Source organism: Desulfosalsimonas propionicica (assembly GCF_013761005.1).
Taxonomy (GTDB): domain Bacteria; phylum Desulfobacterota; class Desulfobacteria; order Desulfobacterales; family Desulfosalsimonadaceae; genus Desulfosalsimonas; species Desulfosalsimonas propionicica.
The window spans coordinates 167,588-188,348 of the sequence record NZ_JACDUS010000005.1 but is presented as its reverse complement, the minus strand read 5'-3'; the positions used below and the strand labels follow the sequence as shown (position 1 = coordinate 188,348).

Below are 20,761 nucleotides of genomic sequence, written 5' to 3'. Positions count from 1 at the left end.
GCTTGGATGACGGCCAGTATGCCTTCTGCGCCACAGTTTCCCGGATTTCGTGACTACATGGAAGCAATGAAAACTTTTTCGAACAAAAATAGTTGTTTTATCGGTGCCATTGTTTCGCTTATGGTTTTTGCCATTTTATTACCGGCCCTCGGAGCAAAATGCGCCATTCCGCCATACAGCACGATGGAGATGCAAAAGCTTCAGAAAATCGTAAAGTGTTGCGAAAGGGAAATCCGCAATGATGTGCCCAAATTTGAAAAACTCAAGGCGCTTGGTGTTGCGTGGCACAATCTGGCAGTATGCGGGGTTAAAGGGGCGCCGGATAATGCCGTGGATGTTCTTGAAGCCGCACGCCGGAAAAATAGTGAAGACATGATTGTACTATCCTATCTGGGAAGTTCTTACACCATGAAAGGCCGGGACGCTCTATGCGCCTTCAACATGGTCCGTTATGTAAACAAGGGGCTCGAATATCTGGATCGTGCCGTTGAAAAGGACAGGAATAACTTTATCCTGCATCTTATACGGGGGCTGAACAATTTTGATTTACCTCCTATGTACAAGAGACGGGATGATTCATACGAAGACTTTCTGATCCTGTCCGAAATGTACAAGGAAAATCCGGACCCGAACTTTTTCCGTATTATGACAGATGTTTATAGAAAATTATCCATTATCCTCAAGGAAAAAGGTGAATTTAAAAAAGCCTGCCACTTCTCGAAACTGGCAGATCAAAGCAAGCAGGAATCAACGCGTGATTGAAGAAATCCCCATAATTCGTGATTACCGGTACCGCCTGAACGATAACCTCCTCGGAAATGACGGATCATTGATAGCTTTTCTCGACTCATTTATGCGGGATCAGCAGGGCTTTTCAATCCTGCAGCCCGAATCAATCATCCTGAGCAGCTCATCTGAGCTGTTTATTCTTACCACCCCGGAAGCGAAATCATTCATGCAGGCTGTTTACAGTATGTTCCCGAAAGCCTCTGTTCGGTTCTCCTCTCTCGCCTGCCTGGGGTTTTATGCAGCAGTACTGGATTTTCTACAATCCGGCGACAGGAATGCCTTGGTACTTCTACTGGAAACCCCCGGGTTCCTTCCGCAATATTGTCTGAATGCCATTGGCGCAGGCCAGGGAGGCTTCGGCTTGAACGCACAGGAAGGTTTTGCGGTTGCCTACCTGGAAAAGATTCCCCGTGACCGTCTGAAAGTCGGCATGATGATCGTAAATGACTGTCAAATATTCGGCCAGCCGGAAAAAATCAATGGAGTTCTGCAGTGTATACGGAAAAGCGCTGACTGCATCATGCGTTTACAATCCAAAATCTATTCTAAAATTGTCAGCTTTGAATTGCCCTTGCAATGGTCCGAGCAAATGATCAAAGGCTTTCGCCAGGCAATGCCAGATCCTCATACACCAAAAAATTGGTTGAAGGGCTGCGAAACGGAAACAAGGCATTACCTCACACTCAAACCAATAATGGAACTGTCCCTGCACAAAAATGAATTAAAAGAAACAGGGCTTATTCCCCTCACGCTGGGAGCCGGTGGAAGGCTCGGATTACTGCAGGTTTCGCACCATTCGCACCATAACGATGGAAATCCATCCATATCGTGCTGGCGGCAGAAAGGCATCACGCCCCGGATCTGCCATTTTAACGCTGACCTGGAAAAATACAGAAGCGTAGCCGATTGTTTTTCCAGCCCCGGTAACTGGCCGAGGATATATGAACAGATCAGACAGAGCCTGTATTACTTTAAAACTCCTGCTGAACAAAAGGACAACCTGTTTTATCAATGGGTAGTCAGATGAACGGGAATGATTTGATCGACCAGGACACTTTTTCCTTATCCCGACTGATCATGGAGAAAAAAATCTCTCCTGTTGAAATCGTGAAAGCGCAACTGATCAAAATAGAGGAAGAAAATCCGGATATCAATGCAATCGTTACCCTGTCTGCCGAAAGCGCACTTCAATCCGCCCGCAAGGCGGAGAAACAACTGATGAAGCAGCTAATTGCAGGACCTTTACATGGCATACCTTTTCTCGTCAAGGATCTTTTCGATACAGCAAACATCCGTACTACTTACGGTTCCATCTATTTTAAGGAACATGTTCCAGCCAGGGACGCTTTTATTGTGGAAAAACTGAAATCAGCCGGCGGCATCCTCCTCGGAAAAACAAACACCTCAGAATTCGGATTCAGTCACCTTTCCAGCAACAAAATTTATGGCACTACAAAAAATCCCTGGAACCTTGCATGCACGCCAGGAGGATCGTCCGGTGGAAATGGAGCCGCTTTGGCAGCCCGGATGTCTACGATGTCCATTGGAAGCGATTTGGGAGGTTCGGTCCGGGTGCCGGCGCACTGTTGCGGAATCAGCGGCTTTCGCCCGTCTCTGGGCAGAGTATCTACCGAAGGCCATAGCAGGGCTGGCACTCCGGTAATTGGCGCATTGCTGGCACCGGGCATAATGACCCGAACTGTAAGGGATATCTCATTGATTTTGTCGGTCATCGAAGGCTTCAACCATAGAGATCCGTTTATGATGGGATTTGCACCCCTGAAAACCCAAATGAATAGTGCGTCTTCTAAGGGGTATAAATGTGCATTGATCGATTTTCGGGCCGAAATCGAAATCGATGAAGAAATCGATGGAATGGCCCTGCATGTGGCTTCCTTGCTATCAAGGCATGACGGGGCATGGGAGCGCAAGCGGATACCCTTGGGCAAAGAATTGTCACCTGCGATGAGAACCCTTGTCGGGACCGACCTGAAATACAGCGTAAACCAGTATCTGACCGACCACAGGGTTGCTAATCCGGATTTGAGTTTTATTGAGCACATTCCGGATGGCTTCACGACCCGGGACTATATGCAGGCTTATGGAAAAATGCTGGGAATTCGCATAATGGTCAACTCTTTCTTTCAAAAATTCGATTTGTTGATACTGCCGGTCCTCCCAACGACCGCGCCTCCTGTCCGAAGCCCTGAGGGCAGAGATTTATCAGCCGACAAACTCTTTGATCTTGCTGTTCCCAATTTCCTGGCGGTATTGGCAGGATCTCCTTCCCTGGCGCTGCCGGTCGGCATTCATTCCAATGGCATGCCGATCAGTTTGCAAATCGTTGGAGCGTATGGAAAGGACGCAGTCGTACTACAGGCCGGAGAAATGATCGAGAACGAGATGAAGTTTTTTGACTCAACCCGGACAAAATCGGAGTAAAAATGGCCAGTCAAAATGTTTACAAGGTCGACTCGCGTGACATTAATTTTCTCCTGTGGGAATACCTGGACATTGAAAAAACAATACTATCCGATGTTGCAAACACGGATTTCAACCGGTCTCTCGTAGAGGACATACTAAATGCTGCCCGTGATTTTGCCTATACGAATCTTGGCCCTGCATACCAGGAAAGCGACAGGGAAGGCTGTGGAATCGAGGATGATGGAAAAATACGTCTTCCAGGCTCGTTCCCTGGACTGTGGGAGAAATTCTGCCGTGCCCAGTGGGGGAGACTTGCCGTTCCTCAAGCCTATGGGGGTATGGGGGCGCCATACCTTATATCTCAAGCCGTCAACGAAATGTTCCTGGGTTCAAACCCCTCATTCATGACTTATTCCGGTTTCTGCGTCCCTGCTCTTTATCTCATAGAACTGTTCGGGGACGAAAGACTCAAAAGCATCTTTTGTGAAAAGCTTGCGACGAATCAGTGGAGTGCATGTTTTTGTATGACCGAGCCGGATGCTGGTACCGATGTTGGCAATATCCAGACCAAAGCTATCCCAAAAGAGAATGGCACCTATGAAATCGAGGGGAGTAAGATTTTCATTTCCGCCGGGATGCATGATTTGACGGAAAACATTGTATACATAGTGGTCGCCCGTGCAGCCGGTGCCAGAGATGGAACAACGGGACTATCCTGTTTCATCGTCCCGAGATTCCGGGTCGGGGGCGCGTCTTCAGACAATGAGGACAACCATGTTCGCTGCGTCGGTCTCGAGGACAAGATGGGATTGCATGGCTGCGTTACAGCCCAGCTGACATTCGGCGAAGACGGACCCTGCAAAGGGTATCTTCTCGGCGAAAAAGAAAATGTAGGACTTCGGCAACTGCTATATCTGATGAACGAGGCTCGCATCACCACTGGCATTTATGCGCTGGGAATGGCATCGAGCGCCTACCTGAATGCCGCGGATTACGCCCGGAACAGAATTCAGGGAACCGATTTCAGGCAGTCTTTCAATCCCAGAGCTGCGAAAGTTCCTATCATCAAACACCTGGATGTGCGCCGCATGCTGCTGGAAATGAAAAGCAAGGTCGAGGGCTGCCGGATGCTCATTTACAAGCTTGCCTATCACTACAGCATGAATCAATTTCTGCGCGCAAGAACCGATGATGTCGACGAACAGGAAATTGCCGCCCATGAAGGGATTGTCAATCTTTTAACCCCGATTGCGAAAGCCTATATCTCAGATCAGGCATGGCGGATTGCCGAGCAGTCGATACAGGTGTACGGCGGATATGGTTATACCAAGGACTACCCCGTAGAACAATACGCCCGCGATATCAAAATATTGTCCATATGGGAAGGAACCAATTTTGTCCAGTCCGCCGATCTGATCCGTGAAAAACTTGGCATGGGCCGGAGTTCAAGGCTTTTCGATATCTTTATAAAAGAAATCAGGCGATTTTTAGACCAGGAAAAGGAGCATCCATTTCCGTCGGAATTCAAAGTGTTGGGCAGAAGCCTGGAGGTTTTGGTGCAAACCCATGCCTTAATGGGAAGTTGGGTGAAAGAAAAAAAAATAGAGCTCATATTCGCAGTTTCCACCCGCTTTCTGGAAATGATGGCCGAGGTTTGCATAGGCTGGCTGCTACTGGAAAGCGCTGCAGTTGCATCCCGGGCGATCGGTAATATTGATGAGCGTCATCCGGATTACTCCTTCTACAAGGGAAAAATCATTTCCACTCGTTTCTTTATCAAAAATATTCTCCCCGGTGTTTTCAGCAAGGCGGAAATACTCGAATCTGAAGATATGTCAATCATGGAATCAGATCAGAGTATATTTCAATAAATTTTATAGACGAAGCTTGTTCACCACATTTGTCCGGAAAGGAGATGGAGGCAATGACCGAATGTGTTTACGAGAATGTCGATGAAATGCTGGAGCAATTGATAAGCGAAACAAAGGATATACTGAACAAAGAAGATATCTCCCCCGACTCCACGCTCACCGAAATCGGAATCGATTCCTTGAATGTTATTGAATTGATTGTTGCCTGCGAACAGATTTATACGAAGGTGACCAGGCCCGAGGAACTGCAATTTGATGAATTTACAACCATTCAGGATCTGCACTCACAACTCATCGAGCTATCAAGCGATTGGTAATTATAGGAATCCTGCCCGCCACACTTTGACAGGCGAGGAATACCATTATGACTTTTTCCTTAAACGAACTCATTTCCTCTGGTAACGAGGGCATAACTCCTCCAGAATACATTTATGCCACAGATGGTGTGGCGCTTGCAATCCGATCCTATGTCCCGGAGGATCCGGCTGCCGTTCTGCTTTTCTACCACGGAGGCGGAGCGCATGGCGGTGCCGGCTATCACCATTTGGGAACAGGACTGCGCGACGATTATAAAATCGCGGTCTATACCGTTGACATCCGCGGCCATGGAATGTCCGGGGGCAGGCGGGGCGATAGCCCGAGTACCAACCAGGTCTGGAAAGATGTATCCACAGCCATTGAATTTGCACGGAGCAGATATCCCTCTCTTCCCGTTTTTCTCGGAGGGCATTCCTCGGGAGCCGGGCTTGTTCTCAATTACCTCAGCATGGAATCTGATAACGAAGTGTCGGCCTATGTATTTGTAAGCCCCAATTTCGGATTCAGGTCCGAAACTTCCAGGCCCAGAGGCAGCAAGGAATTTTCAAGCACCAATGTCCGTTACTTCATACTGCATGCTTTAAGCAAAGGATTATTATACGGACACCGCCGTGCCGTCCGTTTTAACTATCCCCGTGAGGTCCTGGAAAATGATCCCCGAATGGTTGATTGTTATACCGTAAATATGGCCAAGGCGGTTACGCCCTTTTCACCCCGTGAACAATTCAACTGTATTGATCGCCCGGTCGGCCTGTGGATCGGAAGTGAAGACGAGCTTATAGACCCGGAAAAAGTCATCGCCTTTGCTGCGCCAGGGGGGTCACGCTCTCGCCTTTCGGAAATCGCTATGATCAAAAAGGTCAACCACGCCTCGATGCTGCTTTGTGTGCACGAAAAGATCGGGTCGTGGATCGAATCCTGTTTGTAAATATTGCAAAAAATCACAAGGAGAAATCAAATGAAAAGCGCAAAAACAATTGCTCTGCGGGTATTGCTTGTCCTGGCTCTTGGAATTTTTATGTTTGCGGGCATTTCCACAGCCGCGGAGTGGCAGGGGCTTCACGCCCTTGACGAAAAGGAGTTAACCAAAAAAATCGAAGCATTTAAAAAAGAATTAGATGAAACTCAGGACAACTATGCTCTGCTCAAAGCAATCGGTATAGCATACCACATCAAGGCAACAGAGGATGCGGACACTTTTGCGCCCAAAGCTCTGCAATCGCTGAAAAAAGCGCATGAACTAAACCCGGAGGATACTGTAACGCTATGCTATCTCGGCGGTGCAACAACATTAATGGCAAATACGACCTGGAATCCCATAAAGAAAAGTTCCTATGCAAATAATGGCATTGCAATGATGGACAAAGCGGCCCGCAAAGACCCGGACAATATTTCCATACGATTGACAAGGGCTTTCAACTCAAAAGGAATGCCGGATTTTCTGGACAGAAAAGACATTGCCATAGAGGATTTTGAATACATCGCAGCAAAGCTGGAAAACAATTCAATTTCACTGGCCCCTTGCCTGAAGAAGGATATCTACTCGAGTCTTTCAGAACTTTACAAGGAAACGGGCAATGATGCGAAAGCAAAAAAATACGCCGCAGCAGCCAGTAAGCTGGATAATCCCTGATATCGAATGAGCACGCAATACAACAAATACAGAAGTGTTTGGATTCAGAATCGTGCAGGAGCATGAACCATGGCGCTGGTAAAAACAATTGGGATCCGGAAGGATTATCGTCTGGGAGAGGCTACCGTTCATGCCTTAAGGGGAGTGAACATACAAATCGATCCAGGAGAATTTGTAGCCGTATGGGGGCCCTCAGGTTCCGGGAAAACTACGTTGCTCAACCTTATCGGGGCGATCGATGAGCCGACTGAAGGAGAGATTTTTCTCAATGGCAGAAAGCTCAATGCTCTTTCGGATAACGAGCGGACCGAAGTCCGCAACCGATCCATAGGATTCATCTTTCAGAATTTCAACCTGATTCCGGTACTCTCCGCACTGGAAAATGTTATGCTCCCCTTGCAAATCTCAGGTGAATCGTATTCCCGGGCAAAGAAAACGGCCGGATCCCGCCTTGAGGAAGTCGGACTTTCCAGGTTTATCCATCACCGCCCGGACAATCTCTCCGGAGGGCAGTCCCAGCGCGTGGCGATTGCCCGGGCATTGATAGGCACCCCCGTGTTGGTTATAGCCGATGAGCCTACGGCCAACCTGGATTCAGAAACTTCTGATAAAATCATCACTCTTATGCGTGAGATCAATCAGAAGGGAAAAACCACTTTCATATTTTCCACACATGACAGGCGTCTTCTTGAACACTGTGACCGCTTGATCGAGATCAGTGACGGAAGGATATCGGAAAAGGAACAATCATAATGCTCAAATGGGTCAAAGTGGCATATCGAAATATTCTGAGGAACAAGCGACGGTCCCTGATGACGATCCTGGCAATTTCAATTGGGTTTGCCGCTATCAGCCTGTTCCGTGGCTATATGGATTATACGTACTGGGGCCTCAGGCAATCGGCCATTCGCGGGGAAGGACTGGCTCACCTGACCATCTTCAAGAAAGGGTGGAGGGAGAAAGGCAACATCAATCCGGACAAGTATATGTTTTCAAAGAAAGAAATCCGAATATGCATGGACGTGCTCAATTCGAACGGGCATGTACTCCTCTCGACTCCACAGCTCGATATCTCCGGCATCGTGACAAATGGCCGGATATCGACCATATTCATCGCCCAGGGGGTTATCCCGGAGGATGTAAAAGTGATAGAAGGTTCATGGCGCGCTTTCCGGCCCATAAAAGGAAACCGGCTGAACAAAAAGAAACTTTACGGCGTGGAAATGGCCAAAGGCCTCGCCAAAATTCTTGATATGGAACCCGGGGACTATTCAGTGATCATGTCCCCAACTCTTCAGGGGCATATGAATGCACTCGATATCGAAGTAGCCGGGCTTTACGATACAGGAACAGAAGCCACGAACGACAAGTACATGCGTATACCCCTGACCATTGCGCGTTCTCTCTACGATACCGGAAAAGCTGATCGGATAATTGTGCTGCTCGACGATTACAAAAGAACGGATCCGCTGAAGACGATAATTCAGAAAAAGCTGAACAAAGCCGGACTGGCAACTGAAATCAAATCCTGGGATGAACTTTCCAACTTCTATTCAGAAGTAAAGGATTTGTTCGACCTTATCTTCCTGTTCCTGTTCATCATCGTTCTGACAATTGTAATTATGAGTGTTGTCAATACCATGGGCATGGCGGTCATTGAAAGAACCAGAGAAATCGGAACCCTGCGGGCCCTGGGGATGAAAAGAAGAGCTGTAGGCAACCTCTTTGCTATAGAAGGCGGACTGATCGGACTATTCGGCTGCGTTTCCGGCATTGCTTTAAATTTATTGGTCTGGATTGTCATAAGGTACATCCAACCCACTTACGTTCCCCCGGGCAACTCAGCCCCGGTTCCCCTGATGGTGAACCTGGTTCCGCAAGCCATGGGGCTTTACGCTTTTGTCCTGATTATGCTTTCACTTTTTGCAGCCGTCTTCCCAGCCAGGCGCGCCGCTGGGCAGAATGTGGTCAATGCCCTGGGACATGTTTAACAAAACAATCTTAAATGGACAAACTGGAGTCAGAAATGGGAAGAATTTTGTTTATTTTACTTTCAATTTCCATGATCAGCATCCCGCTTCCGTGCCTATCTGACGAAATTCCCCCGAAAGTGATCCTTGCTCACGCGGACCGGTCCAGAGGCAATATTGGCGGCATTGAATGGATAATTGACCTGGAATCGCGTGAAGGAGAAGAACTGCATAAAAGAAAAATCCTTGTAAAGGCACGTGGAAATAACAGCCTGGCGGAATTTATTGCGCCCCCCAAAGTAAAGGGACAAAAGATTTTAATGCTGGACCGGAACATGTGGTTCATAAAACCGGGACTCAGAAAGCCGGTGCCCATTTCGCCAAGACAGAAACTGATGGGCGGGGCTTCCAACGGTGATATTGCCTCAACAGATTATGCAGGCGATTATAAAGCGGAATTGGTTACCGAAGAAGTGTTCCAGGGCGAACCTTGTCATGTCCTCGATTTAAATGCTGCCAATAAAAATACCACCTACAGCCGCATCCGGTATTGGGTTTCCAAGAAAAGACTTGTGGGCGTCAAAGCGGATTTCCTCACGATCTCCGGGAAATTATTAAAATCCGCCGTTTTCGAGTATGGTCATAGCATTCCGTTCCAAGACGCATCAATCCCTTTTATTTCCAAAATGATCATTACCGATGAAGTTGTAAAAAATACGGTAACCACCCTGGTCTACACTCAGGTAAATCTGAAAAATATTCCCGATGCAGCTTTCAACTTGAATTTGCTACGGAGATAATCAGATGCGTACGCTACGCATTTTTCTTGTCTACGCGATTTTTCTTGAGCTTGCATATGGACTTGCTCTGCCGATTCCATGCACTGCCTCCTTTGCTGACCATATCTTCCGCGTGGGCCAGGACCAGGAGAATACCAGTTTCTGGACTCAGCTGCCGGGCCAACTGGATTTCACCATGCGAACCTTGGTATACGGGACGTATCAGGATGTCGCGCGTACTACCCAGAATCCGGAAAACGATTTTCTTCAGATTCCCCGTTATTTAGGCAATTTGGAATTGCGGCCCGATATCGCATTTTCCTCCGGGAGGTTGGATCTAAGGCTCAAGCCGAGGATGAACCTAAGATGGTTGGCCTGGGAAGAAGGCACCAGAGAAGGAGATGAAGACCTGGAGGATGACTGGTATGTTAATGAATGGTTGCTGCGGTTACAGATCGATCCTTCCCTGTATGCATCCTATGGGAAGGAAAACCTGCAATGGGGGCCATCCTACCTATTTTCTCCATCAAACCCATTTTTCGCAAATAACGGTCGTTTGAATCCCATCATAGAAATTCCGGGTATGGATTTCGCCCGCCTGGTCTGGATTCCCCGAATGGAATGGACGATTTCACTGATTGCCAATACGGATGAAGGGCGGCAGGAATTCAATTCTCTGGAATTTCAAAAAACTTATGCATTGAAATTGGATTACTCCGGCCATCAAGGCTCTGCCGGCCTGGTCCTTTCTCATGAAGAAGGCGGAGAGGACCGGATTGGCACCTTCGGCGTATGGACAGCCAGTGATACCCTGCTCCTGTATACAGATTTCAATTTTTCACGCAACAGCAATTCTTTCTATCCCGTCCCGGATGAAACATCGCCATTCAATGCATCCATGCAATCCAAAAACATAAACAACTCCTCATGGAAAAGCACCGCTGTTTTTGGCGCCTCCTATACCCTGCTCTTCGGTCCGACCCTGACCCTGGAGTATTTATACAATGAAGCCGGTTATTCTGATGAACAGGCTGAACTTTATTACCAGTTGAGAAAAGATGCAAGTGAGGCCTATACAGATATTGAATCCCTTGAAGGCCTTGCCCTGATGACACTCGGCCATACTGCTGATCCTGGCATCAGATTTTTCAGGAAAAACTACGGGATCCTCCGGGTCAACCAGAATAATATCCGAAATGTTCTGAATCTCTCCTTTTCCTGGATCTACAACATAGATGACAGTTCGGGAATATTCCATTCTGAGATGGAGTTTTTCGTGGGCAACCATGCTCGATGTTTTGCTATCGGAGGCCTGTATACCGGAGAAGATAATGAGGAATTCGGCGACCTGCTCCACTCATTCCTGATTCTGGGAGTGGAATATACTTTTTGAAACCATTTCCGCACAAATGAATTTTCCGGTCAACGTTAAGGAGGCTACAGTGAAAATTCTTGCAACTGCCAAACGTGTAACCGACCCGGATTCGATCATTGAGATAAAACCGGACGGTTCAGGTATAGACTTATCGGGCATACAGTTCACAATTAATCCTTTCGATGCAATTGCAGTTGAAGAAGGGGTGCGAATCAGGGAAGCTCACGGCGGGACATTGACGGTTGTCAGTATCGGCTCCGAGGATTGCCAAAGTGAAATCCGGAAGGCTTTGGCCATGGGCGCGGACAGGGGAATTTTCATCACAGCACCCGAGGAACCGGACTCTGATGCAGCTGCCCGGATACTGGTAAAGGTAGTGGAAAAAGAACAGCCGGATATCATTCTTATGGGCAAACAGGCCATCGATCTTGATGATAACCAGGCGGCTCAGCTGCTGGCTGAATATTTGAGATGGGGACAAGCCTGTTTCGCAAGCCGGATCGAATTCAGCGGGAATAAAGTGGTGGTAGATCGTGAGGTGGATGATGGAATCGAAGTCGTCGAGGTTATGCTTCCCTGCGTTATAAGTGCCGAACTGCGGCTCAATGAACCGCGTCATATCCCGTTGCCGGCGATTTTCAAAGCGAATAAGAAACAAATAGAAATCTCCAGCATATCAGAACTTGGCATCGATACTGCGCCCAAAGTAGTTGTTCAAAACCTGGAAGTCCCGGCAGAACGCAAATCATGTCAGATCCTCGAAACTGTTTCCGATCTCCTGGGAATCCTGAAGAACAATGGAATAATCGCATAAACCCAAATAGTGTTGTTCCTCAGCACAAGGCGTTTTCCGCTTGACCTTTAAAGGAGAAACCAAAGTGTCAGCAGTACTGATAGTAGCAGAGCACAAGGAGGGAATGCCCAGTAAAGCGACCCTTAGGACAATTACATTCGGCCGTGATGCAAGCGAAATGCTAAAGCACAAGCTGCATTTACTGGTAATCGGCCATAACGTTGAGAAAGTTGCAGAACAGCTGAAAATATACGGGGCGGATTGTATTTTTTTGGTGAACGACCCTGCTCTTGAAACATATAAAGCCGAAACCTGGGCATACGTAACTTCAAAAGTGGCCCAACAATGCAATGCTGCTATGATATGCACGGATGCGGGCTCTACAGGAAAAGATTTCATGCCCCGCGTATCAGCACGTATTGGAGCCGGAATGGCATCGGGAGTTATCGGTTTTGACGGTGAATGCTTTAAGCGGGAAATGTGGGCGGGAAGCGTTGTGGCCCGAATCAGGCTTCATACAGAAATCCAGGTCGCCACTGTCCAGTCGACTCTGTTCGAGCCTGCCACTCCAGCAGGAAACAGCAGCGAAATCGAACCCCTGCATCTTAAGATCCCGCCTGCCAGAACCCGCTTTATCGAATTCAGAAAAACAGAAAGCAAACGACCAGATCTGCCAGAAGCAAACGTGGTGATTTCCGGCGGCCGCGGGCTCAGGAACGCGGAAAATTTCAGGATGCTGGAAAGGCTTGCGGATTTGTTCAAGGGCGCTGTCGGTGCAACCCGTGCAGCAGTAGATGCCCAATGGGTCCCCAATGATTTGCAAGTGGGGCAAACCGGGAAGTTTGTAGCCCCTGAGTTTTACATGGCATGCGGGATCTCCGGTGCAATGCAGCATGTGGCCGGCATTAAAAACAGCAAGATCATCGTGGCGATTAACAAAGATGAAAATGCACCAATTTTCAGGGTTGCGGATTTCGGAATGGTCGCGGATCTCTTTGAAGTCGTTCCAGCCCTTATCGCGGCCATAGAAAACACCATTGAATAGAGCATGTCTGGTGATTATCCAGGGGTGCCTCGATGCCCACAGCAAAGTCCTGCGATCTGTTCAGAGCAGTCACTTGAACGGGATGAAGGGTGCCGACAAAATTTTTCAGCAAACGTTTGGGGATACTGACCCGTTCATCGCAATAAATGCTGTTGTCATGTTTCAGCCCGCTGTCAAGGCCAAACAGTACCTGAGTGGAAAGGCCGTGGCAGGAAATCTATACAGGCGCACAGATTGCGCTTGAAAATCTGGAATCAAGCAGTACCTGGCGACTGATGACCGCAAAAATGCAGTGCGGAACAGAATCTATAAGTAAATGCTGATCAAAAATGTTTCTCAAATTCTCGGAAAAGACGAAGATGAACTTTGCCGGCGGGGTAAAAACGCAAAGGATCGCGCCATGTTAATGGAGCTTTTATACCGGTTTTGCGATATCACCAAAAAGCGTTTCCACCCAGCCCTCGATCCGTCGGCGCAGCTCATCGCGGACCTGGATGATCCCGCTTGCAGCGATTTCATGGAACGGGGCCTGGGGCCAGTTGAAGATCTGCAGGGGCATGGCCGTGAAATCGTCCATTAAATGGCCCGGCTGATTGGAAATAAACACGATGCCGGCAATCATTAAAAGAGGGGCGGCATCCCCGATGGCCCGGCTGATGGCCAGAATGGCGCCGGGCATGATGCCGGGCAGGGCCGCGGGCAGAACGCCGCGCCCGAACGGAATCCGGAAATAATACCACTGCCGGCGGTCAATCCGGCCGGCCATATCGTTTTCCCGGAGTGTGCGTGCGGAAAGCGCCGGTTCCTGGGGCCAGGACTGATCCGCGCCGATGACATGGACGTGCAATGCCTCGCCTTCCGGTGTCATTGCCGCCATGTCCTGCTCCGGGTCCGTATACGGCGCACCCGGCCTGTTGACAGACACGAGCATCACCTCGCCGGCCTGGTTGTAGAACTGATCATAATACTGGATGCCCATTTCAAAGGCCGGGCTCTTGGGACTGCCAAAAAGCTGGAACATGGAGACAAAGGCTGTCAGGCCCACGATACCGTAAACCACCGAGGGCTCTCCGGCCAGGTTGGTGATATTGGCCTGCACAAATGCCAGCACCCGGCGCAGCAGGGGCTGAAACACGGAAAGACAGGTAAAACTGGGCCCCTATTTATAAACAACCACCGGATCGCCGCAGGAAATGCGCCCGCCCCGGCAGACCCGGGCAAAAACACCCTCTCTGGGCATAATGCAGTCGCCGGCTTTGTAATAAATGGCGCACTTGTTGTGGCAGGTTTTGCCGATCTGGGTGATTTCCACCAACGCTGAGGCCCCGATTGCCATCCGGGTGCCAAAAGGCAGGCTTTTCCAGTCAATGCAGGTGGTGGGGATATTTTCGGAAAAATCTCCAAAAGAGACATCCAGGCCCTGCTGCCGGGCATTTTCTATTTCCTCTGAGGCCAGAAAACTCACCTACCGGTGCCAGTCGCCGTCATGGGCGTCCTGGTCAAGTCCATGGCCTTCTATGAGATCAGCGGTTTTTACCTGTTTTTTCGGGGTGCCTTTATGTTTGCTGATGGCAATGAAGACGATTTTCAACCGGATACCTCCCTGATCGTCCTTTATAACGATTCCTTGTTACCGGCCTCCTGCCGGAGTCCGGACTGCTTTAGCCAGTCCTGTATTTTTTCATCCAGCAAATCCCGCACCTGCCTGAAAACCTGCTTTTTTTCCTCTTCGGAGCCTTTGGCTTCTTCCGCGGGGTCCGGCACCGGCCAGTGCAGGCGGCGGCTTACCCCGGGAAATACCGGGGTCTGCTGTTCGGCCATGGGACATACGGTGATCAGATAGTCAAAATAGGTGGTGCCGATATATTCCATGACGCTTTTGGGTTTCTGGTCCCGGATGTCGATTCCGATTTCATCCATGACCGTCACGGTCAAAGGGGGAATCTCCCGGGGAGCGGTCCCGGCGCTGGACACCTCGAAAGCCGGGCCGGCCCTTTTGCTAAGCAGGGCTTCGGCCATCTGGCTGCGGCAGGAATTGCCGGAACACAGAAACAATACCCGGATGATGTCGTTTTGCGGCACGGGCACCGGGGTTGCCTGCACGGCAACCGCCCTTCTGGCGGCATCGTCTTCCAGCACCGGGTCTTTTAGAACCGCCTGGCCCAGCCACGCCAGCAAAGCCCGGATAGTTTGCTCTGCATCCTGACCCTGCCACTGGTAAAGGCGCCACCTTCCATGCCGGACGGCAACCAGCAGGCCGGCGCTTTCCAGGATATGCAGGTGCTTGGACAGGGTTGAGGGCGCCATTTTGAAAATCTCGGTAAAATGATAGAGGCTCAGCGGACCGCCCTTCAAGCACATCAGCATGCGGACCCGCACCGGCTCGGACAGGGCCCTGGCAATGCCGCTGATGTCATCCACGGTGATTGAATCGATGTTTTCGCCTGATTCCAAAATATTTACCTTCCTGTTGACACGGGGTGAAAAGTTTTACAAATTATATATCACATTTCGCAAAACTACGAAAAAATTCTTGTCCCGGGCATCAGCAGCTTTCCGGCAATACCGGAGACGGATGCAAAATGCAAACAGGCTGTTGTTTTTGCAATCTGTTCGACCCTGTTTAGTTTTTCAATATATGGACTTTTGCAACACCCGAACCCGAATTCAAACACAAAAAATGGACGGGAGCATGAAAAAAGACGAATCCATGACCAGTGCGGGAAGCGGCGGCATTGAAATCAGCCGCCGGGCGTTTGTCAAGTCTTCGCTGGCCGCTGGTGCTGTGCTGGGCTCCGGGCTGAGCTTAAGCGCCTTTACGCCTTTGAAAAAGGCCAGTGCGCAAACCGGAACACAAACCGGACAGTGGCTTCCGGCGGCCTGCCAGGGATGCACCTCCTGGTGCGCCAAGCAGGTCTATGTCATTGACGGAAGAGCTGTCAAGGTAAGAGGCAATCCCCATTCAAAAGTCAACGGCGGGGCCAGCTGCCCCAGGGCGCACATGGCCTTGCAGCAGCTCTATGATCCGGACCGGATCAAGGTGCCCATGAAAAGAACCAATCCTGAAAAGGGCCGGGATCAGGACCCGAAATTTGTGCCGGTTTCCTGGGACGAGGCCCTGGACATGATGGCCGACCGCATCATGGAACTGCGCAAAAAAGGGGAATCCCACAAGTACATGCTCATGCGCGGCCGCTACACCTACATGCGCGATATCCTTTACGGCTCCATGACCAAGCTCATCGGATCGCCCAACAACATCTCCCACAGCGCCATATGTGCAGAAGGCGAAAAATTCGGCCCCTACTATACCGAGGGATTCTGGGGCTACCGGCAGTACGACGTGGAAAACACCCGCTACATACTGCTCTGGGGAGCCGATCCCCTGGCGGCAAACCGCCAGGTATCCTACTATTCCAAGGCATGGGGCACCACCCTGGACCAGGCCAAGGTGGCCATCGTGGAGCCCAGGCTGTCGGCCACGGCCGCCAAGGCAGATGAATGGATCCCTGCAAAACCTGGATACGACGGGGCCCTGGCTGTGGCCATGGCCCATGTGATCCTTACAGAAGGGCTATGGTACAAGGATTTTGTGGGTGATTTCAAAGACGGGGAAAACCGGTTTATTGAAGGGCGTGAAGTCGATGAAGACCTGTTTGCGGAAAAACACTCCCACGGGGTGGTCCGGTGGTGGAACCTGGCGCTAAAGGACAAGACCCCGCAATGGGCGGAAAAAATTTCCGGCGTGGAGGCCGCACAGATCCGCAGAGTGGCCGTGGAATTCGCAGAGGCCGCCCCGCGCGCCATCTCCTGGCTGGGCGGCGGACCGGTCATGCAGGTAAGGGGAGGCTATGCAAGCATGGCCTGCCACGCCCTAAACGGCCTTGTGGGCGCCTGTGACAATCTGGGCGGCACCATGGTGTCAAACAAGGAATATACCAGCGGGTTTCCCGGATATGATCAATACCTGGATGACATTGCCAAAAAAGGCACCCAGCATGAAAAAATCGACCAGCGGGGGCGTCTGGAATTTCCCTGCCTGAAGAAAGGCAAGTCCGGGGGCGGAGTGATCACCAACCGGGCCGCAGACGGCATTGCCGATGAAGATCCCTATGAAATCAAAATGGCAATCGCCTACATGAACAATTTCAACTTCTCGGCCCCCCATGGACAGCGGTGGGACAAGGCCCTTTCCAAAATTCCCTTCCTGGTGCACATTACCACCAACGCTTCGGAATTTTCCTGGTTTGCCGACCTGGTCTTGCCCGATACCCACCACATGTTTGAAAAATGGGGGTATCTGAAATCCACGGGTAACGGGTACCGGCATGTGCCGCTTCTCCAGCCCATCATTGACATGCCCTTTGATTTCAAGATCGATGAAACCGAAATTCCCTTTCTGCTGGGCAAAAAGCTGGCCGAGCGCGGCTTTGACAACCTGCACCGCTATCACGTGGAGCAGTTTGCCGACCCGGAAACCGGCAAATCGCCTGAAGATGAAAAACAGTTTTCGGAATACGCCACAAAAATCGCCACTCGGGATCTGTGGGACCCGAAACGCTACAAGGGCGGCGACAAAATCAACGGCTGGGAGGAATTCAAAAAAATCGGGGTCTGGAACTCGGATCCCTATCCCTACCGCGCCAGGTGGGGCAAAATGAAAACCGAAACCGGAAAATTTGAGTTCTACTCCCAAACCCTGAAAACCGCCCTGGAAAACCACGCCAAAAAACACGACACAAATATGGACCATGTGCTCGAGGTCTGCAAATACGAAGCACGCGGGGAACTGGCCTTTGTGCCGCATCATGAGGAACCCTACGTGCACGGTGATCCGGAAGAATACCCCCTTTTGTTTGTGGATCACAAGGCCCGGCTCAACCGCGAGGGCCGGTCTGCCAACTGCTCCTGGTATTATGAGCTAAAGGACCTGGACCCCGGGGATGTGAACTACCAGGACGCGGCCAAGTTCAATCCCAGAGACGCGGCCGCTCTGGGCATTGAAAAGGGGGACAAAATCAAAATCATCTCCCCTGTGGGGGAAATCGAGTGCACGACCACCCTGTGGGAAGGCGTTCGGCCGGGATGTGTGGCCAAATGCTACGGCCAGGGCCACTGGGCCTACGGCAGCCGTGCAGCAGAAGTTTTCGGCAAAAAACCCCGGGGCGGCAACAACAATTACATACTGCCTGCGGATTATGACCGTTTAAGCGGCGCTTCGGCATATTACAGCACCACCCGGGTGAAAATCGTCAAATTGTAATTTGCCGGAAAATCAATTCGAGGAGGCTTGAAGCATGAAATACGCAATGGTCATAGATCACCAGCGATGCGTTGGCTGCGGGGCCTGTATTATCGCCTGCAAAAATGAAAACAATCTCACAGAAGGCATCAGCTGGTCATACAAGATCACCGAAACTGTGGGGACTTTCCCCAATGTGCGCTTTCACTACATCCCCACCCTGTGCAATCACTGTGCAAACGCGCCCTGCGCCCTGGGATGCCCAACCCAGGCCATGCACAAGGCAGAAGGCGGGATCACCATGCATGATCCCAACAAGTGCATCGGGTGCCGGTACTGCATTGCCAACTGCCCGTACGGGGTGATCTCCTATAACTGGGAAGAGCCGCACCAGCAATGGACCCAAAAAAAAGTGCTTATCAAGGACTGCACCAGTTCCGGTGCTGAACAGGCCTCGGCCTACGGCATACCCCGCAGGCCCCCTTATGAAAATCCCGAGAGGGGCCTGACCCTTCCCGCGGAAAGGCCCATGGGCGTTGTGGAAAAATGCACTTTCTGCGACCACCGGCTCATGCGCGGACTGCTTCCCTACTGCGTGGAGGCATGTCCGGCAGACGCCCGGATTTTCGGGGACCTGGATGACCCGAAAACCGAGGTAAGCAAGCTGATCGGCAAATACAAACCTTACAGGCTAAAAGAGCACCTGGGGACCGAGCCCAAGATATACTATATCCGAAGCTTTAACCCCGGCACCTATACACAGACCAAAGGAGGACTCTGATGGCTGCCAGCAAAACTTTTACCAGAGCCTGGACATTGCTGCTCATACTGGGGCTTGCACTGGGACTCTTTGCGGCCCTGACCAGCATATTTGCCGGCCTGGGTGTCTATAACACAAGAAACGTGGTATTCTGGGGACTGCCCATGGCAGGGTACCTGTTTTTCGGCCTGACCGCAGCCGGCCTGACCCTGCTGTCCTCGCTGCCCACGGTATTCGGGGCCAAGCATCTCTATCCGGTGGCCAAAAGGGCAGCATTGCTGGCCTTTGCCACTCTTCTGGCCGGGCTGATGTGCAAGGGGCTGGATCTGGGGCCCATCAGCACCCTGACCAACCTGATCTGGATCGCTTTTTCCCCGAACCTCACCTCGCCCATCTGGTGGATGACAATTCTTTATGCTTTTTATTTTGCCTTTGTGGCCTTTAAGTTTCTGACCATGCACCAGGGCAAATGGCACCGCGTCGAAGGGGTGTTTGCCGCCATCGGCGCACTGCTGCTGTCTTTTTTCTCCTATCTGTCCCTGTCGGTGGTATTCGGCACCGTACAGGCAAGACTGGGATTTTTCGGATTCACCCTGGGGCTGTATTTTCTGGTCACCGCCTTTGCCAGCGGTCTTGCGGCCCTGCTGTTGTCTTCGGTGATCAATGACTGGCTCAAAGGGAGCAAAAACGAGCAGGAAATCCGGGCCAGAAGCGATCTGAGCCTTTATCTGGGCATTTCTCTGGGCGCCACCCTAGTGGTGTTTCTGCTGCGGATTATCCGGGCGTTTGCCGCCCAAACCGAGCAGATGGCCGGATTCATGCATATGATGGGCAGCCTGTCTTTTAATGTCGAATTGATCGCCGGCATACTCGTGCCCCTGGGGATACTGGCTTTTGCCGCCCTGCGCAAAAACGCCGCAGCCCAGTTTGCCGCCGCTGTCCTGGTGCTGATCGGCATGTTTGCGGGCCGGTTTGAACAGCTTTTGTCCGGAAACGTCCAACCCATGGGCGTGCAGGCAGAAGGGGCCCCGGAGTTTATCCATTATGTGCCCAGCATTTACGAATGGGGGATCATTCTGCTGGTGCTCAGCATTGTATTGACCATCTATACCCTGGCAGAACGGTATCTGGACCTGGGAGCGGCCCCGGAGGAAGCCTGATGTTTTTTCCCGAGGCGTTTGCCGCCGTGGCGGCCTGTTATAAAGAGCCGGCCTCCGGGCTGCCTCAAAAACTGGATCCGCTGTGCGGCCCGCAGCCGGTGCACGAAGGCATTTCGCCCCCTGACATCCGGGAATTGAAAAACCGGTTTGAAACAGGTGATCCAGAGGAGCTGCGCCTGGATCATACACGCCTTTTCGTCGGCCCGTTTGAACTGGTGGCCCCGCCGTTCGGGTCGGTGTATCTCGACGGCAAACGGACCCTGATGGGCGAATCCACCCGCAGTGCAATGGAATTATACCGCCGGGCCGGCCTGGACATGGCCGAAGATTTCAACAACCCCCCGGACCACGTCATTGCAGAGCTTGAATTTCTGGCCTATCTTCATTCCGCCCGCCAGGCCGCAGATGATGATGATACCCTGCACCTGCTCCGGGATCTGCACCATCAATTTGTCCGGCAGCACATAGGCACCTGGATAGAACCTTTTACCAGCAAGATGGAACAAGGCGCTGAAACCGGTTTTTATCAGCTGCTGGCGGCTGTCACCCGCAGCCTTGTGCTGGCCGAGGCCCGGGCCGCCGAATAACAAACCGGCCCTTTG

21 protein-coding genes are annotated in these 20,761 nt (G+C 50.9%); 17 read left to right on the top strand and 4 right to left on the bottom strand.

What is annotated here, in order from left to right; genetic code table 11:
* Positions 1 to 57: 57 nt before the first annotated feature.
* The 13 genes from HNR65_RS10835 (at position 58) to HNR65_RS10775 (ending at position 12,997) form a co-directional block, all read left to right on the top strand.
* Positions 58 to 762: a hypothetical protein gene (locus HNR65_RS10835; RefSeq protein ID WP_181551518.1), complete on the top strand. Its 705-nt coding sequence runs from the start codon at positions 58 to 60 to the stop codon at positions 760 to 762.
* On the top strand, positions 755 to 1,816 hold the full coding sequence (locus HNR65_RS10830; RefSeq protein ID WP_181551517.1) for a hypothetical protein: 1,062 nt from the start codon (positions 755 to 757) through the stop codon (positions 1,814 to 1,816). The genes HNR65_RS10835 and HNR65_RS10830 overlap by 8 nt, the downstream gene beginning before the upstream one ends.
* Entirely contained in the window at positions 1,801 to 3,231 is a 1,431-nt protein-coding gene (locus HNR65_RS10825) for an amidase (protein ID WP_181551516.1), read from the top strand. The genes HNR65_RS10830 and HNR65_RS10825 overlap by 16 nt, the downstream gene beginning before the upstream one ends.
* Positions 3,232 to 3,233: 2 nt before the next feature.
* The gene (locus HNR65_RS10820) at positions 3,234 to 5,084 is read left to right on the top strand and encodes an acyl-CoA dehydrogenase family protein (protein WP_181551515.1); all 1,851 of its coding nucleotides are present in this window, start codon (positions 3,234 to 3,236) and stop codon (positions 5,082 to 5,084) included.
* Between the two features lie 53 nt (positions 5,085 to 5,137).
* Positions 5,138 to 5,401 carry an acyl carrier protein gene (locus HNR65_RS10815; RefSeq protein ID WP_220128362.1) on the top strand — a complete coding sequence of 88 codons (264 nt, stop codon included), beginning with the start codon at positions 5,138 to 5,140 and terminating at the stop codon, positions 5,399 to 5,401.
* Positions 5,402 to 5,448: 47 nt separating this feature from the next.
* Positions 5,449 to 6,330, top strand: coding sequence for an alpha/beta fold hydrolase (locus HNR65_RS10810; RefSeq protein WP_181551514.1), 882 nt, complete (start codon positions 5,449 to 5,451; stop codon positions 6,328 to 6,330).
* Positions 6,331 to 6,360: 30 nt separating this feature from the next.
* Positions 6,361 to 7,035, top strand: coding sequence for a tetratricopeptide repeat protein (locus HNR65_RS10805; RefSeq protein WP_181551513.1), 675 nt, complete (start codon positions 6,361 to 6,363; stop codon positions 7,033 to 7,035).
* 69 nt (positions 7,036 to 7,104) lie between these two features.
* Positions 7,105 to 7,788: an ABC transporter ATP-binding protein gene (locus HNR65_RS10800; RefSeq protein WP_181551512.1), complete on the top strand. Its 684-nt coding sequence runs from the start codon at positions 7,105 to 7,107 to the stop codon at positions 7,786 to 7,788.
* Positions 7,788 to 9,026, top strand: coding sequence for an ABC transporter permease (locus HNR65_RS10795; RefSeq protein ID WP_181551511.1), 1,239 nt, complete (start codon positions 7,788 to 7,790; stop codon positions 9,024 to 9,026). Before HNR65_RS10800 ends, HNR65_RS10795 begins: the two co-directional genes overlap by 1 nt.
* A 14-nt stretch (positions 9,027 to 9,040) precedes the next feature.
* Positions 9,041 to 9,805, top strand: a complete 765-nt coding sequence (locus tag HNR65_RS10790; RefSeq protein WP_181551510.1) for an outer membrane lipoprotein-sorting protein — start codon at positions 9,041 to 9,043, stop codon at positions 9,803 to 9,805.
* 4 nt (positions 9,806 to 9,809) lie between these two features.
* Positions 9,810 to 11,177 carry a hypothetical protein gene (locus HNR65_RS10785; protein WP_181551509.1) on the top strand — a complete coding sequence of 456 codons (1,368 nt, stop codon included), beginning with the start codon at positions 9,810 to 9,812 and terminating at the stop codon, positions 11,175 to 11,177.
* A 49-nt stretch (positions 11,178 to 11,226) separates the two neighbouring features.
* A complete protein-coding gene (locus HNR65_RS10780) occupies positions 11,227 to 11,973 on the top strand; it encodes an electron transfer flavoprotein subunit beta/FixA family protein (protein ID WP_181551508.1) in 747 nt (248 codons plus the stop codon).
* Positions 11,974 to 12,037: 64 nt separating this feature from the next.
* On the top strand, positions 12,038 to 12,997 hold the full coding sequence (locus HNR65_RS10775) for an electron transfer flavoprotein subunit alpha/FixB family protein (RefSeq protein WP_181551507.1): 960 nt from the start codon (positions 12,038 to 12,040) through the stop codon (positions 12,995 to 12,997).
* Between the two features lie 415 nt (positions 12,998 to 13,412).
* Here HNR65_RS10775 and HNR65_RS10770 read toward each other — a convergent pair whose 3' ends face one another.
* Genes HNR65_RS10770 through HNR65_RS10760 form a run of 4 tightly spaced genes read right to left on the bottom strand, consistent with a single transcriptional unit; the run spans position 13,413 to position 15,451 of the window.
* Positions 13,413 to 14,132 carry an ABC transporter permease family protein gene (locus HNR65_RS10770; protein WP_181551506.1) on the bottom strand — a complete coding sequence of 240 codons (720 nt, stop codon included), beginning with the start codon at positions 14,130 to 14,132 and terminating at the stop codon, positions 13,413 to 13,415.
* 24 nt (positions 14,133 to 14,156) lie between these two features.
* Positions 14,157 to 14,462: an MOSC domain-containing protein gene (locus tag HNR65_RS10765; RefSeq protein ID WP_232364746.1), complete on the bottom strand. Its 306-nt coding sequence runs from the start codon at positions 14,460 to 14,462 to the stop codon at positions 14,157 to 14,159.
* Positions 14,463 to 14,588: a hypothetical protein gene (locus HNR65_RS18170; protein WP_269750876.1), complete on the bottom strand. Its 126-nt coding sequence runs from the start codon at positions 14,586 to 14,588 to the stop codon at positions 14,463 to 14,465.
* A 23-nt stretch (positions 14,589 to 14,611) separates the two neighbouring features.
* On the bottom strand, positions 14,612 to 15,451 hold the full coding sequence (locus HNR65_RS10760) for a metalloregulator ArsR/SmtB family transcription factor (protein WP_220128361.1): 840 nt from the start codon (positions 15,449 to 15,451) through the stop codon (positions 14,612 to 14,614).
* A 238-nt stretch (positions 15,452 to 15,689) separates the two neighbouring features.
* On the opposite strand from HNR65_RS10760, the gene HNR65_RS10755 reads away from it, so the two are divergent.
* The 4 genes from HNR65_RS10755 to HNR65_RS10740 are packed head-to-tail and all read left to right on the top strand — an operon-like array spanning position 15,690 to position 20,746.
* Positions 15,690 to 18,260, top strand: a complete 2,571-nt coding sequence (locus HNR65_RS10755) for a molybdopterin-dependent oxidoreductase (RefSeq protein WP_220128360.1) — start codon at positions 15,690 to 15,692, stop codon at positions 18,258 to 18,260.
* Between the two features lie 34 nt (positions 18,261 to 18,294).
* A complete protein-coding gene (locus HNR65_RS10750) occupies positions 18,295 to 19,020 on the top strand; it encodes a 4Fe-4S dicluster domain-containing protein (protein WP_181551505.1) in 726 nt (241 codons plus the stop codon).
* Positions 19,020 to 20,159, top strand: a complete 1,140-nt coding sequence (gene nrfD / locus HNR65_RS10745; protein ID WP_181551504.1) for an NrfD/PsrC family molybdoenzyme membrane anchor subunit — start codon at positions 19,020 to 19,022, stop codon at positions 20,157 to 20,159. The genes HNR65_RS10750 and nrfD overlap by 1 nt, the downstream gene beginning before the upstream one ends.
* The gene (locus tag HNR65_RS10740; RefSeq protein ID WP_181551503.1) at positions 20,159 to 20,746 is read left to right on the top strand and encodes a TorD/DmsD family molecular chaperone; all 588 of its coding nucleotides are present in this window, start codon (positions 20,159 to 20,161) and stop codon (positions 20,744 to 20,746) included. Before nrfD ends, HNR65_RS10740 begins: the two co-directional genes overlap by 1 nt.
* Positions 20,747 to 20,761 lie beyond the last annotated feature (15 nt).